The organism is Streptomyces sp. NPDC003077 (assembly GCF_040611095.1).
Lineage (GTDB): Bacteria > Actinomycetota > Actinomycetes > Streptomycetales > Streptomycetaceae > Streptomyces.
The window spans coordinates 163,877-180,833 of record NZ_JBEXNM010000004.1; the positions used below are offsets into that span (position 1 = coordinate 163,877).

At 70.7% G+C, this 16,957-nt stretch carries 14 protein-coding genes; 12 read left to right on the forward strand and 2 right to left on the reverse strand.

Going from position 1 to position 16,957, the window contains the following annotated elements; all coding sequences use genetic code 11:
* Positions 1-320 precede the first annotated feature (320 nt).
* The 3 genes from ABZX96_RS04680 (at position 321) to ABZX96_RS04690 (ending at position 3,691) form a co-directional block, all read left to right on the forward strand.
* A complete protein-coding gene (locus ABZX96_RS04680; RefSeq protein WP_355537760.1) occupies positions 321-1,136 on the forward strand; it encodes a 2OG-Fe dioxygenase family protein in 816 nt (271 codons plus the stop codon).
* Between the two features lie 716 nt (positions 1,137-1,852).
* Entirely contained in the window at positions 1,853-2,329 is a 477-nt protein-coding gene (locus ABZX96_RS04685) for a hypothetical protein (protein ID WP_355537763.1), read from the forward strand.
* A gap of 162 nt (positions 2,330-2,491) precedes the next feature.
* Positions 2,492-3,691, forward strand: a complete 1,200-nt coding sequence (locus ABZX96_RS04690) for a glutathionylspermidine synthase family protein (protein WP_355537766.1) — start codon at positions 2,492-2,494, stop codon at positions 3,689-3,691.
* A gap of 254 nt (positions 3,692-3,945) precedes the next feature.
* On the opposite strand, the gene rocD is transcribed toward ABZX96_RS04690, so the two are convergent.
* Positions 3,946-5,154, reverse strand: a complete 1,209-nt coding sequence (rocD, locus tag ABZX96_RS04695; protein WP_355537769.1) for an ornithine--oxo-acid transaminase — start codon at positions 5,152-5,154, stop codon at positions 3,946-3,948.
* Positions 5,155-5,652: 498 nt separating this feature from the next.
* On the opposite strand from rocD, the gene trpS reads away from it, so the two are divergent.
* From trpS to ABZX96_RS04715, 4 genes are all read left to right on the forward strand, one after another.
* On the forward strand, positions 5,653-6,666 hold the full coding sequence (trpS, locus tag ABZX96_RS04700; protein WP_355537772.1) for a tryptophan--tRNA ligase: 1,014 nt from the start codon (positions 5,653-5,655) through the stop codon (positions 6,664-6,666).
* 158 nt (positions 6,667-6,824) lie between these two features.
* Positions 6,825-7,415 (forward strand): 2'-5' RNA ligase family protein, encoded by a 591-nt coding sequence (locus ABZX96_RS04705; RefSeq protein WP_355537775.1) that lies wholly within the window; start codon positions 6,825-6,827, stop codon positions 7,413-7,415.
* Positions 7,416-7,924: 509 nt separating this feature from the next.
* Positions 7,925-8,512, forward strand: a complete 588-nt coding sequence (locus ABZX96_RS04710; RefSeq protein ID WP_355537778.1) for an NADPH-dependent F420 reductase — start codon at positions 7,925-7,927, stop codon at positions 8,510-8,512.
* A 254-nt stretch (positions 8,513-8,766) separates the two neighbouring features.
* A complete protein-coding gene (locus ABZX96_RS04715; protein WP_355537781.1) occupies positions 8,767-9,849 on the forward strand; it encodes a YihY/virulence factor BrkB family protein in 1,083 nt (360 codons plus the stop codon).
* A gap of 89 nt (positions 9,850-9,938) precedes the next feature.
* Here the strand turns inward: ABZX96_RS04715 and ABZX96_RS04720 are convergent, their stop codons facing one another.
* Entirely contained in the window at positions 9,939-11,363 is a 1,425-nt protein-coding gene (locus ABZX96_RS04720) for a D-alanyl-D-alanine carboxypeptidase (protein WP_355537784.1), read from the reverse strand.
* On the opposite strand from ABZX96_RS04720, the gene ABZX96_RS04725 reads away from it, so the two are divergent.
* The 5 genes from ABZX96_RS04725 (at position 11,362) to ABZX96_RS04745 (ending at position 16,782) form a co-directional block, all read left to right on the forward strand.
* Positions 11,362-11,634: a hypothetical protein gene (locus ABZX96_RS04725; protein WP_355537787.1), complete on the forward strand. Its 273-nt coding sequence runs from the start codon at positions 11,362-11,364 to the stop codon at positions 11,632-11,634. The genes ABZX96_RS04720 and ABZX96_RS04725 overlap by 2 nt on opposite strands.
* 230 nt (positions 11,635-11,864) lie before the next feature.
* The gene (locus ABZX96_RS04730) at positions 11,865-13,334 is read left to right on the forward strand and encodes a metallophosphoesterase (protein ID WP_355537790.1); all 1,470 of its coding nucleotides are present in this window, start codon (positions 11,865-11,867) and stop codon (positions 13,332-13,334) included.
* A gap of 188 nt (positions 13,335-13,522) precedes the next feature.
* On the forward strand, positions 13,523-13,837 hold the full coding sequence (locus ABZX96_RS04735; protein WP_355537793.1) for a hypothetical protein: 315 nt from the start codon (positions 13,523-13,525) through the stop codon (positions 13,835-13,837).
* Positions 13,838-13,875: 38 nt separating this feature from the next.
* A complete protein-coding gene (locus tag ABZX96_RS04740; RefSeq protein ID WP_355537796.1) occupies positions 13,876-15,471 on the forward strand; it encodes a hypothetical protein in 1,596 nt (531 codons plus the stop codon).
* Positions 15,472-15,585: 114 nt separating this feature from the next.
* Positions 15,586-16,782, forward strand: coding sequence for a S8 family serine peptidase (locus ABZX96_RS04745; RefSeq protein ID WP_355537799.1), 1,197 nt, complete (start codon positions 15,586-15,588; stop codon positions 16,780-16,782).
* Positions 16,783-16,957 lie beyond the last annotated feature (175 nt).

Sequence of the window (16,957 nt, forward strand, 5' to 3'; positions counted from 1 at the left end):
GGCGCCCCGTAGGCGTCGGATCGGGCGGGACGAGGAGCCGTCCCGGCATGCGGCGCCCGGCGCACCACCGCAGAATCGAAGTCCGTGTGGAGGGAACCCGCGAGCGACGGACGCCGACAGTCCGGAGAAACGGTGACCGGCCGGAGAAGCGGCGACCGGCCGGAGCGGAGACGACGCGGAGGCAGGTGACGCCGGGCAGCGGGCGACAACGACAGGGCAAGACGACCAGCGGCGAGACGACCAGCGGCGAGGCGACGGGGAGGGGCGACCGCAGACGGCAGTAGGCGAGCCAACCGACGGACGAGGCAGGTGGCACAGGGATGGACGACACCACCGCGCGCACGGGACCGGTACCGGCGGCGGGAGCGGAGACGGCGGAGGCGGGCGTGGGCCCCGCGCCGCCCACGGGGCCCATACCGCCGCCCGCGCCGGTCGAGGCCGCGATGCGGGCGCTGGTGACCACGAAGGCGCACCTCATGCGGGGCGCCGACCTGAGGGAGAGCCTGGGCGCGGGCGACGACCGGTGGCGCGCTTTCGCCGCCCACTGGGAGGAGCTGTCACCGGACCGGTACGCCGCCGAGCGCGGCACCCGTCGGCTCCGCCGGTACGGGCAGTTCTCGTTGGACGCCGTCACGGGCGAGATATCCCCGCTCTCGCACGTCGCCTTCGTCCAGCCGGAGAACACCAACTACCTGTACGAAGGCGTGGACCGGGAATTCGAGCCGCTGACCGACGCCTTCGTGCGCGACCCCCTTTTCCGGGCCGTGATGGCGCTGCTCGGCCGGATCGGTGCCGTCCTGGACAGCACCCCGACGTGGACCGCGAAGGTGCACCCCTTCCGCGTCGTCGCCTCGCCGGACGGCGAGGGGGATCCCACTCCCGAGGGGCGGCACCGGGACGGTGTGACGCTGGTCAGCTCGCTCCTGATCGACCGGCGGAACGTCGCCGGCGGCGAGAGCTCCGTCACCACGCCGGAAGGCCGGCGGTTGCTGGGCGCCACCCTCAGCGAACCCGGTGACCTCCTGCTGGGGGACGACCGTCTCACCCTGCACGAGGTCACGCCCGTTCGCCCGGTGGACCCGGCGCAACCCGCCTACCGGGACGTTCTGGTGACGACCCTGACGGTGAGCAGCTGAGGCGCGGCCCGGTTAGCGCGCCCACCCGCCGCGAGGGGAGCCCGGTTCCCCCGGCTCGCGCCCGCCGCCCACGCCCCGTGGCGATCACCAGCGGTGCCGAGCACACTGGGCGGGGCCATCGTTCGCGCGCACCGGAAGGGGCCACCTATGACGCACCGCCAGGAACAGAACGGCCAGGTCGGCGGTCCGTCGTCCAGCCCTGGTGACCCCGGCAACCCCATGCCCGAGGGCGACGAGGACAGCTCTTGCCACGATGAGGACGAGTAGCGCGCCACGACGGGGATGAGCGGCGTGCCACGGCGGGGATGAGCGGCGGACCACGGTGGGGGCGAGTGGCGCGGCCGGGTGACCGGGCAGGGGGCGAGGGGACAGGACGTCCCGGTAGGCCGGTGAAGGCGTGCTGTGGGAGGCCGGAGTCGGCGGGTGAAGGCATCGTGGCGATCGACGCGTGCGCCGCGCTGTGGGCCGGGGAACCGGCTGGCCTCGCCGGTGAAGGCGCAGGTCGTGGACGTGTGTCCGCCCCGCCTCCGGCGCGGGCGGGGCGCGGTCTAGGCTGATCCGACGCGCGGCCGGTCGGCCGGTCGATGGTGTTCGGCGGTGTGGGCGCGCGGACGTACCGATCAGGACGTACGGGCGCAGGCGCGCGAGATCCACCGCGGTCCGGCGGCGCGGCGCCCGCCAACGGGGACATACGGGGACTCGGGGGAAGACGAAGCATGGCGGAGAAGAGACGACGGCGGCTGCGGTCCGGTGCGGTGGTGCTGGGCGGGATGGGGGCGCTCGCGGCGGCGCTCACCGCGTGCGGCTCGGAGCCGGACAAGCGGTGCGTGGACCGCAACAGCTACAACGCGTTGAAGGGTTACCGGATCCTCGGTGACGCGGCGTGCGCGCCCGGCGCTCGGCAGACGCCGAGCGGTTCGGACGCGACCCGCACGCCGGGCGCCGTACCCCACACGCCGAGCAAGAAGGCTCTTCCGGGTAAAGCGGGCAAGAAGGGCCTCGCGGGCAAGAAGGATTTCCCGGCCGCCCTGCCGAGCTCGCGTCCGTCCGCCGGCTCGTCGGCCAGCCGGGACCCGCAGTGGTACTACGACCCCACGGTGGACGGCCAGTGGGCCGATTACGGGACGTTCAACAAAGAGGCGGCCGTGGAGCGGGACGGTTTCGGCTCCGGCTCCGGATCCAGCGGAGGGTGAGGGCGGCCCGATGGAGTCCACGCACATAGGCCGGACGGGGTCCACGCGCACAGGCCGGATGAAGTCCACGCGCAGAGGCCCGTTGGGGTCCACGCGCACAGGCCTGATGGGGTCCGCGCGCACAGGCGAGCGCCCGGGCAGCGCGGGAAGGGCGGTGACCCGATGAAGCGGTACCGGATCGATCCCCGTCCCGGCTGGCAGGAGACCGTGGAGGCGCAGGGGCTGATCTACCCCCTGACCCGCCACGCGGACGGTGTGCTGCGCCCGTACTGGGACGAGAGCGCGTACTACGAGTTCTCGCTGCCCGAGGTCGAGGCCCTGGAAGAGGTGGTGGAGGAACTGCACGGCATGTGCCTGGCCGCCGCCGCGCACATGGTCGAGCACGAGCGCTTCGCCGACCTGGGCATCACCGATCCCCGGCTGGCGGGACTGGTCGCCGAGTCCTGGCGGCGCCGGGACGAACTGCCCTCGGTCTACGGGCGGTTCGACCTGCGGTACGACGGGACGGGCCCGGCGAAGATGCTGGAGTACAACGCCGACACACCGACCTCCCTGGTGGAGGCCGCGAGCCCGCAGTGGTTCTGGATGGAGGAACGGTTCCCCGGCGCCGACCAGTGGAACTCGCTCCACGAACGCCTGGTCGCGGCCTGGAAACGGCAGGCCGCCCTGCTCCCTCCGGGCGCGCCGCTGCACTTCGCCCACTCGGCGGGGGACGAACTCGGCGAGGACCTGATGACGGTCGCCTACCTGGAGGAGACCGCGCAGCAGGCGGGCCTGGAGACGGTGGCGATCTCCATGGAGGACATCGGCTGGGACCGGCTCGCGGGCCGGTTCGTCGACCAACGGCTCCGGTTCATGCGCGCCTGCTTCAAGCTGTATCCGTGGGAGTGGCTGACCACGGACACCTTCGGCCCGCACGTTCTGGACACCCTCGACAACGGCGGCGGCACCGGCAGCACGCTGTGGATCGAACCGGCCTGGAAGATGCTGCTCTCCAACAAGGCGCTGCTGGCGGTGCTGTGGGAGCTGTTCCCGGGCCACCCCAACCTCCTGCCCGCCTACCTCGACGGGCCGCGCGAGCTGGCCGCCCCGGACGGCCCCGGCTACGTCGCGAAACCCCTGCTCGGCCGGGAGGGCGCGGGGGTGACCGTCCACGAGCCGGGCGCGCCCGCCGCCACCGCTCCCGTACGGGAGGAAGCGTGCTGCTACCAGGAACTGGCCCCGCTGCCCGACTTCGACGGCAACCGGGTGGTGCTCGGCGCCTGGGTCGTCGAGGACGAGGCGGCGGGACTCGGCATCCGCGAGTCCGCCGGGCTGGTCACGGACGAGTACGCGCGGTTCGTACCGCATGTGATCCGCTGAGGTGAGACGGGGCGGGCGAGGACGGTTCGGGGCGGGCGGCCCGGGCGCGGCGGTTCGGCGCGCCGCTGATGGGCCCCCGCCCCTCCCCCTCTTCTGCGGGCCAGGGAATCCCCGCGTCTACCGGGCCACTGCCCCTACGGGAATTCCCCGCCCTTACGGGATCTCCCTGCCGCCATTAGATCTCCCTGCCCTACGGGAACGGCCCTACGGGAACGCCCCCAGGGGAACGCCCCCACAGGAACACCTCCACGGACTCACCCCGCCCCCAGCACCGCCCGGAGCTGGTCGAGCCCCCAGTCCAGGTCCTCCTTGCTGATGACCAGCGGCGGGGCGATGCGGATGGTGCTGCCGTGGGTGTCCTTGACCAGGACCCGGCGTTCCATGAGCCGTTCGGAGATGTGGCGGCCGGTGCCGAGGGCGGGGTTGACGTCGACGCCCGCCCACAGGCCGCGTACGCGGATCGCGTCCACGGCGCCCCCGCCGGCCAGCGGACCCAGCTCGCTCAACAGGTGCTCGCCCAGCTCCTTGGCCCGGTCCTGGTACTCGCCGGTCCGCAGCATGGCGATCACCTCCAGGGCGACCGCGCAGGCGAGCGGGTTCCCGCCGAAGGTCGAACCGTGTTCGCCGGGCCGGTACACGCCCAGGACCTCGCGCGAGGCCACCACCGCCGACACCGGCACGACCCCGCCGCCCAGCGCCTTCCCCAGGACGTACACGTCCGGGACCACGTCCTCGTGGTCGCAGGCGAAGGTGCGGCCGGTGCGGCCGAGGCCGGACTGGATCTCGTCCGCGATGAACAGCACGCCACGCGCCCGCGTCAGTTCCCGCACGCCCTTCAGGTAGCCGGTCGGCGGGATCAGCACGCCCGCCTCGCCCTGGATCGGCTCCAGGAGCACCGCGACCGTGGAGTCGTCGACGGCGGCCTCCAGCGCCGCCAGGTCCCCGTAAGGGACGATCTCGAAGCCGGGGGTGTACGGACCGTAGTCGGCGCGGGCCTCGGGGTCGGTGGAGAAGGAGATGATCGTGGTCGTCCGCCCGTGGAAGTTCCCTTCCGCTACGACGATCTTCGCTTGCCCGTCCGGGACGCCCTTGACCTGGTAGCCCCACTTGCGGGCCGTCTTCACGGCCGTCTCGATCGCCTCCGCGCCGGTGTTCATCGGCAGCACCATCTCCTTGCCGCACAGCTCGGCCAGCCGCGTACAGAACTCGGCGAACCGGTCGTGGTGGAAGGCGCGGGAGGTCAGCGTCAGCCGCTCCAGCTGGGCCTTGGCCGCGTCGAGCAGCCGGCGGTTGCCGTGCCCGAAGTTGAGCGCGGAGTAGCCGGCGAGCATGTCCAGATAGCGGCGTCCCTCCACGTCGGTCATCCAGGCGCCCTCGGCGGACGAGACGACGACGGGGAGGGGGTGGTAGTTGTGCGCGCTGTGGGCTTCTGCGGCGGCGATGCTGCGTTCCGTGGACGTCACCGTTGACTCCGTTCGGTAGGCCGTGCGAGCAGTGCGGCGGATCCCGCTGGGTGCGGGCCGCTGGTCCCTTTGTAACGCCGTGAGGACGGGCGACGGCCGACTTTGCCAGGACGCGTCCGGTTCGGTGGCGGTACGACTCGTGTTCGCCCGGCTGTCGCGTTCCGGGCGAGGAGGAGGATCGTCGCCTGGGTTCCGCTCGCGGTGGGGGAGGGGCGGGGCGCCGACCGCACGGGCCGATCCCTGGCCCGGCCTGCTCCCGGCCGCATGGCTCGTCCCCATGGCTCGTCCGCGTGGCTCGTCCGCATGGCTCGTCCCCGTGGGCTCGTCCCTTTGCGAACGGACCGCGACCGCGACCGTGACCGTGACGCACCGCAGTCACCTCGTCACGACACCCGCGCCCCGATTTCCTCCCCTCCCCCGTGGCTCGACCCGTTCGATTGCCCGACGGATTCCGGTCCCGGGCCGGACGCCGTGCGCGGACCTGAGACAATGAGTGCCATGGCTCTCGATCGTCCGCGTGTGCTCTCCGGCATCCAGCCCACCGCCGGCTCCTTCCACCTCGGCAATTACCTCGGCGCGGTGCGCCAGTGGGTGGCGCTCCAGGAGTCCCACGACGCCTTCTACATGGTCGTCGACCTCCACGCGATCACCATCCCGAAGGACCCGGCCGAGCTGCGGCTCAACACCCGCGTCGCGGTGGCGCAGCTCCTCGCCGCCGGGCTCGACCCGGAGCGCTGCACCCTCTTCGTCCAGAGCCATGTGCCCGAGCACGCCCAGCTCGCGTGGATCATGAACTGCCTGACCGGCTTCGGCGAGGCCGGCCGGATGACGCAGTTCAAGGACAAGTCCGCCAAGCAGGGCGCCGACCGCACCAGCGTCGGCCTGTTCACGTACCCGATCCTCCAGGTCGCCGACATCCTCCTGTACCAGGCCAACCAGGTGCCGGTGGGCGAGGACCAGCGCCAGCACATCGAGCTGACCCGCGACCTGGCCGAGCGGTTCAACGGGCGGTACGGCCAGACCTTCACCGTCCCGGCGCCGTACATCCTCAAGGAGACGGGCAAGGTCTACGACCTCCAGGACCCGTCGATCAAGATGAGCAAGTCGGCCTCCTCGCCGAAGGGCATCATCAACCTCCTCGACGACCCGAAGACCTCGGCCAAGAAGATCAAGAGCGCCGTCACGGACACCGACACCGTGATCCGCTTCGACGCCGAGGCCAAGCCGGGCGTCTCCAACCTCCTGACCATCTACTCCACGCTGACCGGGACCTCCATCCCCGAGCTGGAGCAGAAGTACGAGGGCAAGGGCTACGGCGCGCTGAAGGGCGACCTGGCCGAGGTCATGGTGGAGTTCGTGACGCCGTTCCACGACCGCACGCAGGAGTACCTGGACGACCCGGAGACGCTGGACTCCATCCTGGCCAAGGGCGCCGAGAAGGCCCGCGCGGTCGCGGCGGAGACGCTGGCGGCGGCGTACGACCGGATCGGGTTCCTTCCGGCGAAGCACTGACGACCGCGGCGCGGGGCCCCGCCCGGGGTCCCGCGCCGCGCCGCGCCGGGACCGCGAGGGACCCGGCGAGCGGCACGCGCCCGCGGGCACATTGGTGCGGGAGGGCGCGCGCCCCCGGGGAACAGCCCCGTCCAGCAGGAACACGGAGGGAGAACGCAGTGGGGACCGTTGGGACCGTAACGCTGGGCGTTTCGCTCGCGGTCCCGGAGCCGTACGGCAGCTTCCTGCAGGAGCAGCGCGCGGCCTTCGGAGACACCGCCGCCCACGGCATTCCCACCCACATCACCCTCCTGCCACCGACGGAGGTCCTCCGGGCCGAGCTCCCGGGCATCGAGGAGCACCTCGCCGAGGTCGCGGCGTCCTTCAGCCCCTTCCGGCTGCGGTTGGAGGGGACGGACACCTTCCGGCCGCTGTCCCCCGTGGTCTTCGTCAAGGTCGTCGAGGGCGAGGAGGAGTGCGCCGCGCTCCAGGAGCGGGTCCGCGCCGCCTCCGGGCCCTGCGCCCGTGAGCTGCAGTTCCCGTACCACCCGCACGTCACCGTCGCGCACGGCATCGACGAGGAGGCGATGGACCGGGCGTTCGCGGAGCTCAAGGACTTCGAGGCGTCCTGGACGATCGACGGGTTCGCGCTGTACGAGCAGGGCGCGGACGAGGTGTGGCGACTGGACCGCGAGTACCCGTTCGGCGCGCCCGGGACGGACGTCCCGCAGCAGGCCGATCTCTCCCGGCCGTCGGCCCCGTCGTTCTGAGGGCGGCCGGCCGGGTGTGGGGCCCGCCGTGGTGCGGGCCCTACCGATCTCGTGGCACCGAGCCGCATGCTGGTCGTCCCACGGCCGGTGGTGCGGCGGTGCTCCGGTGATCGATGCCGGACGGCGTACGAGTATCGAGTACCGGGTGATCCGCGCGTCGGCCGCGGCCGTTCTGCACCACGCACCGATGGCGTTCGGCACTGAGCACCACTGGGCACTGAGCACCACTGAGCACTGACGGCACGGCGTTCCGTATGCATAGAGGAAGCGCCCACAGCGTTCCGCACGAAGCCCGTCACATCCGGCACGAAACGCGTAACGCCTGACAGACATCGTCCGCAGCAGGCAGCAGGCAGCAGGCAGCAGGCAGCAGGCAGCAGGCAGCAGGCAGCAGGCGCGAGGCGTGGTGTGCTGGGGGCGTTTCGTGCGGAGTGCCGTGGCACCGCCCCACCGAGTCCCCGGCCGCACCGCCACCAGCCCTGCCGCCGGGTCTTCCGAAGGGACAGGCCATGCAGATCAGCATCATCGGCACAGGCAATGTCGGTTCCGTCCTCGCCCGCCGCTGCGCCGAACTCGGCCACGGCGTCACCACCGCGAACTCCTCCACCGAACGGGCCCAGGTCGCCCGGGATGCCGGCGCCGCCGACGTCGTCGTCCTCGCGGTGCCCTACGACGCGGTCGCCGGGCTCGACGCGCAGATCAAGGCGGCTCTGGCGGGCAAGGTCGTCATCGACGCGACCAACCCGCTGGCCGCCGACTTCCTGTCGCTGACCGTGGGCCACACCACCTCCGGCGCGGAACGGAACGCGGAGGCGCTGCCGGGCGCCCGGCTCGTGAAGGCGTTCAACATGGTGCTCGCCGCCAACCAGAACACCGGCACCCTGAAGGGGGCGGCGCTCTTCCTGCCCGTCGTCGGGGACGATCAGGACGCCAAGGAAACCGTGATCGAACTGGCTTCGCGGCTCGGCTTCGACGCCGTCGACGCCGGTCCGCTCTCCAACGCCCGCTACACCGAGCCCGTCGCCGAACTCCTCATCCAGCTCGCTTACGGCAGCGGCATGGGCACCGGCATCGGCCTGGGCCTGCTCCGCGGCTGAGATCCGGGGACGCCCCGGGGGACGGGTGCACAGCCTCCGGCTGTCGGCGGGCACGTGGCCCCGGGCGACGAGTAACGCGTTCCCCGGGCGACGCGCACGCGCTCCCCGGGTGACGAGTGACGCGGTCCCCGGGCGACGACTACGCGCTCCCCGGGCCACGAGTAGGCGAGACGCGGGCGGCAGGGTTCCGCCACTCGGGGGCAGCGGACATCGGCGCACGGTGACGAAGGTGGCGGCCGGGTAGGCGCAAGGCCATGGAATGGTTGAGCAAGCTGCCGTTCGTCGGCCCGGTCGTCACCTGGCTGATGACCACCCACCTGTGGCGGGCCTACGAGCGCATGCAACGCGTGCACTGGACCCGGCTGGCCGCCGCCATCACCTTCACCAGCTTCGTCGCGCTCTTCCCCCTCCTGACGGTGGCCGCCGCGATCGGTGCCGCCCTCCTCACCCCGGAACGGCTGCACGACCTGGAGGACAAGCTCGCCGAACAGGTCCCGGGGATCTCCGCGCAGCTCGACATCGGCGGGCTGGTCGACAACGCCGGCACCATCGGGGTGATCGCCGCCGTCGCGCTGCTGTTCACGGGGCTGGGCTGGATCGAGGCGCTGCGGGACTGCCTGCGCGCGGTGTGGGGGAAGGACGACGACGACAGCAACATCGTGGTCGGCAAGCTCCGGGACGGGGCGCTGCTGCTCGGCCTGGGCGGCGTCGCCGTGCTCTCCTTCGCCTGCTCGGCCTTCGCTTCGGCCGCCGTGGGCCGGGTGGCCAAGGCGCTCGGCCTGGAGGAGGGCGGGGCGGGGAGCGTGCTGCTGTCCGCGGCGGGGTTCTGCATCGCCGTCCTCGCGGACTTCCTCCTGCTGCTCTACATCCTGACGCGGCTGCCCGGGGTCCATCCGCCGCGCCGGTCGGTGGTCCTCGCCGGCTTCATCGGCGCGATCGGGTTCGAGCTGCTGAAGCTGCTGCTCAGCGGCTATCTCCAGGGCGTGGCGGCGAAGAGCATGTACGGCGCCTTCGGCACGCCGATCGCCCTGCTGCTCTGGATCAACTTCACGGCGAAGCTGCTGGTCCTCTGCTCGGCGTGGACGGCCACGTGTGACGCGAAGGGACCGGGCGCCCGTACGGAGTGCCTGGGCCCCGAGAGCGTCGGAGCGGGCGCGGCGACGGGCGCCAAAGGGGAGGGGCCGGGCGTCACCGAGCGCGGCTCGCTCCTCGCCGGGCGCGTCCTGCGCCTGGCCGAGCGCGGCCGGGCCTTCGCGCGCATGGTTCCACGTGAAACATGGCCGCCTCGCTTCCTGCTGTTCCTGCCGCGAAGGGCAGGCCGGGGTCTGAAGCGGTAGTTGTCGGGGCGCGTACGCCGACGAAAGGGGCGGGACCCGGCGGCCGGTGGCCACAGGTCCCGCCCCTCTTCTGCGTCAAAGGGCCCGCGTCAGCTCCGGGAGCGGGGCCAGCGGCGATGCACCGCGAACCCCACACCGCCGAGGACGACCAGCGCCCCGGCCCCTATCCCCAGCGCGGTGAGCGCGCCACCCGAGTCCCCGGGGGAGGGGGTGCCTATGGATGCCTGGGTCCGCTGCCGGTTCCCGCCGTCCGCGGCGTTGCCCTCCTCGCTCCGCGGGCCGACGAGGCGGCCGACCGGCTCCACCTTGTCCGCCGCCGCGAACCCCCAGTCGAACAGCTTGGCCGTCTCCCGGTACACCTCGTTGTGCTGCTGGATCTGCGGATTCATGACCGTGACGAGCAGCTTGCGCTCTCCGCGCTGGGCGACACCGGTGAACGTCGAGCCGGCGTTGGTGGTGTAGCCGTTCTTCACGCCGGCGATGCCCGGGTACGGCTTGAGGTCGTGGTCGCCGGTGAGCAGCCGGTTGGTGTTCTGGATGCCGAACGTCTCGCGCTTGCCCTTGTTCATCTTGCCGGGGAACTGCGCGGTCGCCGTCGAGGCGTACTCGCGGAAGTCCGCGTCCCGCAGCCCCGCGCGGGCGAACAGCGTCAGGTCGTACGCGCTGGAGACCTGCCCCGGCGCGTCGTAACCGTCCGGCGTGACGACGTGCGTGTCCAGCGCGTTCAGCTCCTGGGCGTGCCGCTGCATCTCCTTGACGGTCTTGTCCGTGCCGCCGTTCATCGCGGAGAGCGTGTGTACCGCGTCGTTCCCCGACCGCAGGAAGACCCCCAGCCACAGGTCGTGGACCGAGTAGGACATGTTCTCCTTGATGCCGACGAGGCTGCTGCCCTCGCCCATCCCCGCCAGGTCGGACGGCTTGACCGTGTGCTTCTGGTCCTTGGGGAACTTCGGCATGACCGTGTCGGCGAACAACATCTTCAGCGTGCTCGCCGGCGGGAGCTTCCAGTGCGCGTTGTGCGAGGCCAGCACCTTGCCGGACTCCGCGTCCGACACCAGCCAGGACAGGCCCGACAGCCCGTCCGGCAGTTTGGGCGCGCCGGGCTTGAGCCGCACCTGCGTCCCGGGCAGCCCGAGCTGATCACCACCCACCTTCGACATGTCGGCGGGCGGCTGCGGTGCCTTGGACTCCTTCGCCGCCTCCTTTCCGGCTGCCTGCCCGGTCTCCTTCTTGGGGTCCTTGCCGTCCGCGTAGGCGGGGGCGGCCAGGAGGACGGTCGGGAGCAGAACGGCGCTCGCCACGACCGCCACGGCGGTACGCAGGGTGGTCGCGCGGCCGGCCTTCGCCGGTGGCGCGGAGACGGACGAGGGCGCGTTCACGTCCGTAGGAAAAGCGGGAAATGTCGTCGGCACGTCGGTGAACGTACCCGGCACCGAAGCGTCCCCGGACAGCGCCCCACGGAAGAGTGCCCCAGCCGACGGCCGGATGGAGCCGCTGCTCATACTGGATTCCATGAAGCTCTCACGCCCCGTTTCCTGGTTCCTGCTCGCCTTCGGGGTCTGGAGCTGGTTCATTTGGATCACTTTCGCCAAGAATTTGATGAAGGACGGGAGCGGCCTCGCCTTCGACGACGCGGGTGACCCGACCGCCTACTTCTGGGTTCATCTGCTGCTCGCGGTGACGTCCTTTCTCTTGGGGACGGCCATTGGTGTGATCGGGTTCCGTGGAGTGCGGGCGCTGCGCCGTACGACTGCCGCAGAGGCCACGACGTCCGGCTCTTCCTGACGGGGGACGGTCCGGCTCTTCCGGCGGGGGACGGTCCGGTCCTTCCTGATGGGGGACGGCCCAGCTCTTCCGGCGAGGGACGGTCCAGCTCTTCCTGACGGGGAACGGTCCGGCTCTTCCGGCGGGGGACGGTCCGGTCCTTCCCGGCGTGGGGCGGGCCGGTCTTTCCAGGTGGGGAACGGTTCAGCCCTTCCGGGTGCGGAACGGGCGGGGAAACAAGAGGGGGAACCTTGCTCTTCGCGGTCATCGTGCTCGTCGCCGTCTTACTGCTGGTCGCCATCCACCGTTACCTGTGGGTGCGCCTGGTCCGCGACACGACGGCACCGGGGAGCGGCCCACGCCGCGCGGGCACGGCCGCGGCCGTCGTGCTGCCGATCGTCGCCCTCGGCGCCCTGATGTCCGGCCGCGTCGGCGCCCCGTTCGCGGTGGAGCGCGCGCTGGCCTGGCCGGGGTATCTGTGGCTCGCGCTGGTGCTGTACCTCACGTTGGCGTTGGCGGTGGGGGAGGCGGTGCGGGGCGTCTGGCTGCGGATCCTTCGCCGTCGGTCCGGTGAGGCGCGGACGGGGCCGAGGACGGAGGCGGACGAGGATGAGGACGAGGCGTTGGTGCCTGCCGCGCCCACGGACCTCGACGACGCATCGGCGTCCGCGGCGGCAGGTGAGCCGTCTCCCGTAACTGGGCAGTCGTCGGTGGTGGCAGGAGAGCCGTCTCCCGTAACTGGGCAGTCGTCGGTGGTGGCAGGAGAGCCGTCTCCCGCAACCGGGCAGTCCTCCCCAGCGGCCCGCGAGTCGCACGACGCGGCAGAACCCGTGCCGACCGAACCCCCGGCCCCGGCCGCCCCCGCTCCGGACACCACGGAACCCGCCCCCCTCCACCCCTCCCGCCGCCTGTTCGTCGCGCGGTCGGTGGCGGCGGGCGCCGCCGCGGTGGCCACCGCCACCGTCGGGTACGGCACGTACAGCGTGCTGCGCGGCCCGAGCCTCAAGCGGGTGACCGTCCCCCTCGCCAAGCTGCCGCGCCGCGCGCACGGCTTCCGGATCGCGGTGGTCAGCGACATCCACCTCGGCCCGATCCTCGGCCGCGACCACACCGAACGGATCGTCGCCACGATCAACCGCACCAGCCCCGACCTGGTCGCCATCGTCGGCGACCTGGTCGACGGGAGCGTGGCCGACCTCGGACCGGCCGCCGAACCCTTGCGCCGCCTGCGATCCCGTTTCGGCAGCTATTTCGTGACGGGGAACCATGAATATTATTCCGGTGCCGCTGAATGGGTGAACCACGTGCGGGAATTGGGTGTTCATCCCTTGGAGAATGCCCGCACCGAACTGCCTGCATTCGACCTCGCCGGGGTCAACGACATCTCCGGCACGACCCACCACGCGGGCCCCGATTACGGACTCGCCCTCGGCGACCGCGACCCGTCCCGCGCTTCGGTCCTACTCGCCCACCAACCCGTCATGATTCACGAGGCGGTTCGGCACGGCGTGGATCTCCAGCTCTCCGGTCACACCCACGGTGGCCAGATGTGGCCCGTCACCTACATCGCCGAGGCCACCAATCCCACCGTCGCCGGACTGGAACGCTACGGAGACACCCAGTTGTACGTCACCCGGGGCGCGGGCGCCTGGGGCCCGCCGGTACGCGTGGGCGCGCCGCCGGACGTCACTCTCGTCCAACTGGCATCCATCGACGCATAGATGCTTTCCAGTCACCAAGCCCCCCGGTAAATCCGACAAGCCGGACGGCCCCCAGCCTTACGATCTTGCCGCCGTGTCCCTCATTTAACTAAACTTGACAGCATTTACCTCCCCTTGCCGGCAGTCCGCCGACCGCGACGCCGGACAAGGGTGAGCACACGCAAACGGGGCGAACGGGGAAGATTGTCATGGCCGACGAGTACAGGGTTGACCTGGGCGAACTGGAGACCGTGGTCCGCAAGCTCAAGGATTTGCAGCGCGACATGGACGGCCCGGGCCAGAAGGTGAAGTACGGGACCACCCTCCCGCAGGGTGCCTTCGGGGCGGGCGACTTCCAGGAGGCGCATCAGCTGAGTGCAAGCCACGACCGGATGCAGAGCTACATGTCGCAGGTCGTCACCGCACTCAATGACCTTATCCGCGATTTCGGCGACAAGACCGAGCGCAGTCGGGGTGCGTACGAGGACCGGGAGCAAGAAGTCAAGTCCGCCATGCGAAGCTGACTTCCGTCACGTGAGACAAGGAACAGGGGGGATGGTCCATGGTCGACGCAGGCACTGACAGGGACGCCACCAAGGCGTACGGGAAGAAGAACGACGAGAGGCACCACCAAGAGAAGCTCAAGGAATTCAACAATGAATTCAAGGACTACAAGCCCATTGAGCCCTCTGCCTCGAACTTCCACCACCACGGGATCGACGCTCTACGAGCGATGATCGCGAACGCGAACCCCGGAGCCCTGGAGACCGCAGGGAATCACTGGCGAGCGTCGGCGGACGAACTCGGGGGAGCGGACGGCACGGGCGGGATCCGCAAGGCGTTCATGGAAGCCGTTGATCACGCCTCGGCCCACTGGCAGGGCAAGGCCGCCGATGCGTTCCGGCGTGAGGCCGTCAAGATCCTCAAAAAGCTCGACCTGACCTATCTGCATGCGCGCAACGCGGAGCAGATGCTCATCGGCACCGTGAAATCGGGTCCCAAGGCTGGTGTCGCGTACAACTTGCGCAAGGCCCAGGAGACCATGTCGAAGATCGAGGACCCGGGCGTGCTGGAGAGGATCTTCGACGCGCATGACGACGACAGCCAGTTCCACAAGGACATGGCGAACCCCAAGATGGACGCCCGTATGGCGCTGGAAGCCAACAGGAACCAGCTGTCCCTGAGCAAGGAACGCCAGGTCGAGGCCGTCATCGTGATGGAGGAACTGGCGAGCCATTACCGGGCGCACCAGGGCAATGTGACGCTGGGCGACGCCGGCTGGCCGGGAAGCAGCCCCGATTGGCCTTCGAAGCCCGCGCAACCCACTGCGGTGCCACCTGTGAACATGCCGATTCCCGGTGGCGGTGGCCCCAAGGGGACAGCGACGGTTCCGCAGGCCCCGAAGGGGGGTGGCGTGGGGAGCGCGCCGCACGGGTTTGGTGGGGCGACCGTGAAGTCACCGACGAGCGGGGCGATGCGGCCTGGGGTCCCCGGCGTGCACGGTGGGTCTGTCGTATCGGGTGGCACAGGCCTCCACGGCGGGGTCGGGATGCCGGGCGCTCGTGTCGGCGGCGTCGGTGGTGGCGGAAGGCCCGTTCCTCGGGGCGATGAGGACGGTGGGGGCAGGGTCACGCCCGCCGAGATCCCCAGTGGCTCCTTGCCGCCCGTGCCGCCGGGTCCCATTGGTGGGTCGAAGAGTCCGATGGGCGGCAGCGGCAGGCGGGACCGGGCGACTGGTGACGCGATCGGCGCGGGAGGCATGGTTCCGGGGGTTCCCGGTGGCGTGAGCGGTGGTGGCAGGGCCGTCGGCGGGAGAGGCACCATCGGTGGCGGCGTTCCGGTGGGCGGGGCGCCGGTCGGTGGCGGAAGCATCGCAGGTCGTCCGGGTGCCACGGTCCGTACCCCCGGTGGAGTGGTTGGGGCTCCCGGAAGTCCATCGGCGCCGGGTGGCAGCCAGGGCGGTTCCGGGCTGCACCGCAGCCGTGGCGGCGCCCAAGGCGTGCCGACGGGACAGCCCGGTATGGGCTCTCCGGGAATGCCGGGTGCGCGCGGAAACCAGGACAAGGATCGCGAGACGAAGCAGCGTCCCGACTACCTCGTTGAGGATGAGGAGACGTGGGCTCCGCAGCGTGATGTGGCGCCGCGCGTGATCGAGTAACAGAGGATCCTGAGCCGACGGTGGCCTGAACCACGAGGGGTGCTTCACGCTCCGGCGCGAAGCACCCCTCGGCCGGCAGAGTCCGCTGAGAACCGAAGTTGTGAGGAGCAGGGCATGAGAGTCACGCGGACACTGCGTGCGGTCGCCGGTGCCACGCTGGCGGGAGCGTTGCTCCTGGCTTCTGGCGGGAGCGCGGCTGCCGATCCGGCGCGAAAATATCTTTGGCCTCTTGAAGCCTTTGACGCACAGGACATCTGGAAGGAGGCCACCGGGAAAGGCGTCACCGTTGCGGTGATCGACTCGGGGTTTCGTAACTCGCACCAAGACCTGGCGGGACAATTCTTGCCCGGTAAGGAATTCGACATTCCTTCCGTTGATGACAACCCAGCGCTCCGGGAACGGGGTGGCGACATCCGCGATCACGGGACAGGCGTGGCCAGTCTGATCGCGGGCCATGGACACGGACCGGGTGGTAGCTCGGGTATCAAAGGCCTGGCGCCTGACGCCAAGCTCCTCCCGCTGGTAGTCGACAAAGATGGTCCTGCCGCGACGCGCTATGCGGTTGATCAAGGAGCGGACGTTATCAACATGTCGTACGTCGCGGACAAGCTCACCCCCGACATGTGCCAATCCATTCATTACGCGATCGAAAAGGGCGTCGTGGTGGTGGCGGGTGTTGGCAATGACGGCTGGGATGAGGAGCGCTTCCCGGCGGCCTGTCCGGGAGTCATCGGCGCGGGCGCCGTGGACATGTACGGCAAGGCATGGGGAATGAGCAACTACAACTCCACCGTGGACGTACTCGCTCCGGGTGTGAAAATCCCCGTCGCGACCGGCAAGTCGGATTCCTCCTACGGAACCAGTGACGGCACATCCCTCGCCACCGCCTACGTCTCCGCCGCCGTGGCCCTCCTCAAGGAGAAGTTCCCCGACTACACCCCCGGCCAGATCGCCAATCGCCTGGTCAAAAGCGCGGGGCTGACGGCCTCCGTCAAGAAGCAGAACCTCAAGCTTCCCGACGCCCATTACGGCTACGGGTTCATTCAGCCTTATGGGGCCCTGACCCGTGACATCCCGCCCGGCCCGCCGGAGGGCCCGCTCCCCATGCCCAAGGGCAAAGCCTCGGCGACCGCCGTCAGGCCCGGGGCCGAGAAGGGGCCGGACCCGGACCCGCCGATGGATGGGAGGCAGAAGCTGCTCGTCTTCGGTGGCGGGGCCGTTGGCCTGCTCGCCGTCGCCGGTATCGCTGCCACTGTTGTGGCTGTGATCCGGCACCGCCGTAAGAACGCGGCGTCGCACGGCTGGAGTTGAGAGGAAGCCCGCAGGGGACGGTTCCGCAGGCCCCGAAGGGGGCGGCGCGGGGAGCGCACCACACGGCGGCGCCATCGGTGGCGGCGGCGTTCCGGTGGGCGGGGCACCGGTCGGTGGCGGAAGCATCGCCGGTCGTCCGGGTGTCACGGTCCGCTGCAGCAGAGAACGCCGAGTT

Excerpts from the sequence above, each read along its gene's own strand:
- trpS (WP_355537772.1), top strand. The coding sequence starts at position 5,653 with ATGGCTCTCGATCGTCCGCGTGTGCTCTCCGGCATCCAGCCCACCGCC.
- ABZX96_RS04725 (WP_355537787.1), top strand. The coding sequence starts at position 11,362 with ATGAAGCTCTCACGCCCCGTTTCCTGGTTCCTGCTCGCCTTCGGGGTC.
- ABZX96_RS04690 (WP_355537766.1), top strand. The coding sequence starts at position 2,492 with ATGAAGCGGTACCGGATCGATCCCCGTCCCGGCTGGCAGGAGACCGTG.
- ABZX96_RS04680 (WP_355537760.1), top strand. The coding sequence starts at position 321 with ATGGACGACACCACCGCGCGCACGGGACCGGTACCGGCGGCGGGAGCG.
- ABZX96_RS04685 (WP_355537763.1), top strand. The coding sequence starts at position 1,853 with ATGGCGGAGAAGAGACGACGGCGGCTGCGGTCCGGTGCGGTGGTGCTG.
- ABZX96_RS04710 (WP_355537778.1), top strand. The coding sequence starts at position 7,925 with ATGCAGATCAGCATCATCGGCACAGGCAATGTCGGTTCCGTCCTCGCC.
- ABZX96_RS04720 (WP_355537784.1), bottom strand. The coding sequence starts at position 11,363 with ATGGAATCCAGTATGAGCAGCGGCTCCATCCGGCCGTCGGCTGGGGCA.
- ABZX96_RS04740 (WP_355537796.1), top strand. The coding sequence starts at position 13,876 with ATGGTCGACGCAGGCACTGACAGGGACGCCACCAAGGCGTACGGGAAG.
- ABZX96_RS04715 (WP_355537781.1), top strand. The coding sequence starts at position 8,767 with ATGGAATGGTTGAGCAAGCTGCCGTTCGTCGGCCCGGTCGTCACCTGG.
- ABZX96_RS04735 (WP_355537793.1), top strand. The coding sequence starts at position 13,523 with ATGGCCGACGAGTACAGGGTTGACCTGGGCGAACTGGAGACCGTGGTC.
- ABZX96_RS04745 (WP_355537799.1), top strand. The coding sequence starts at position 15,586 with ATGAGAGTCACGCGGACACTGCGTGCGGTCGCCGGTGCCACGCTGGCG.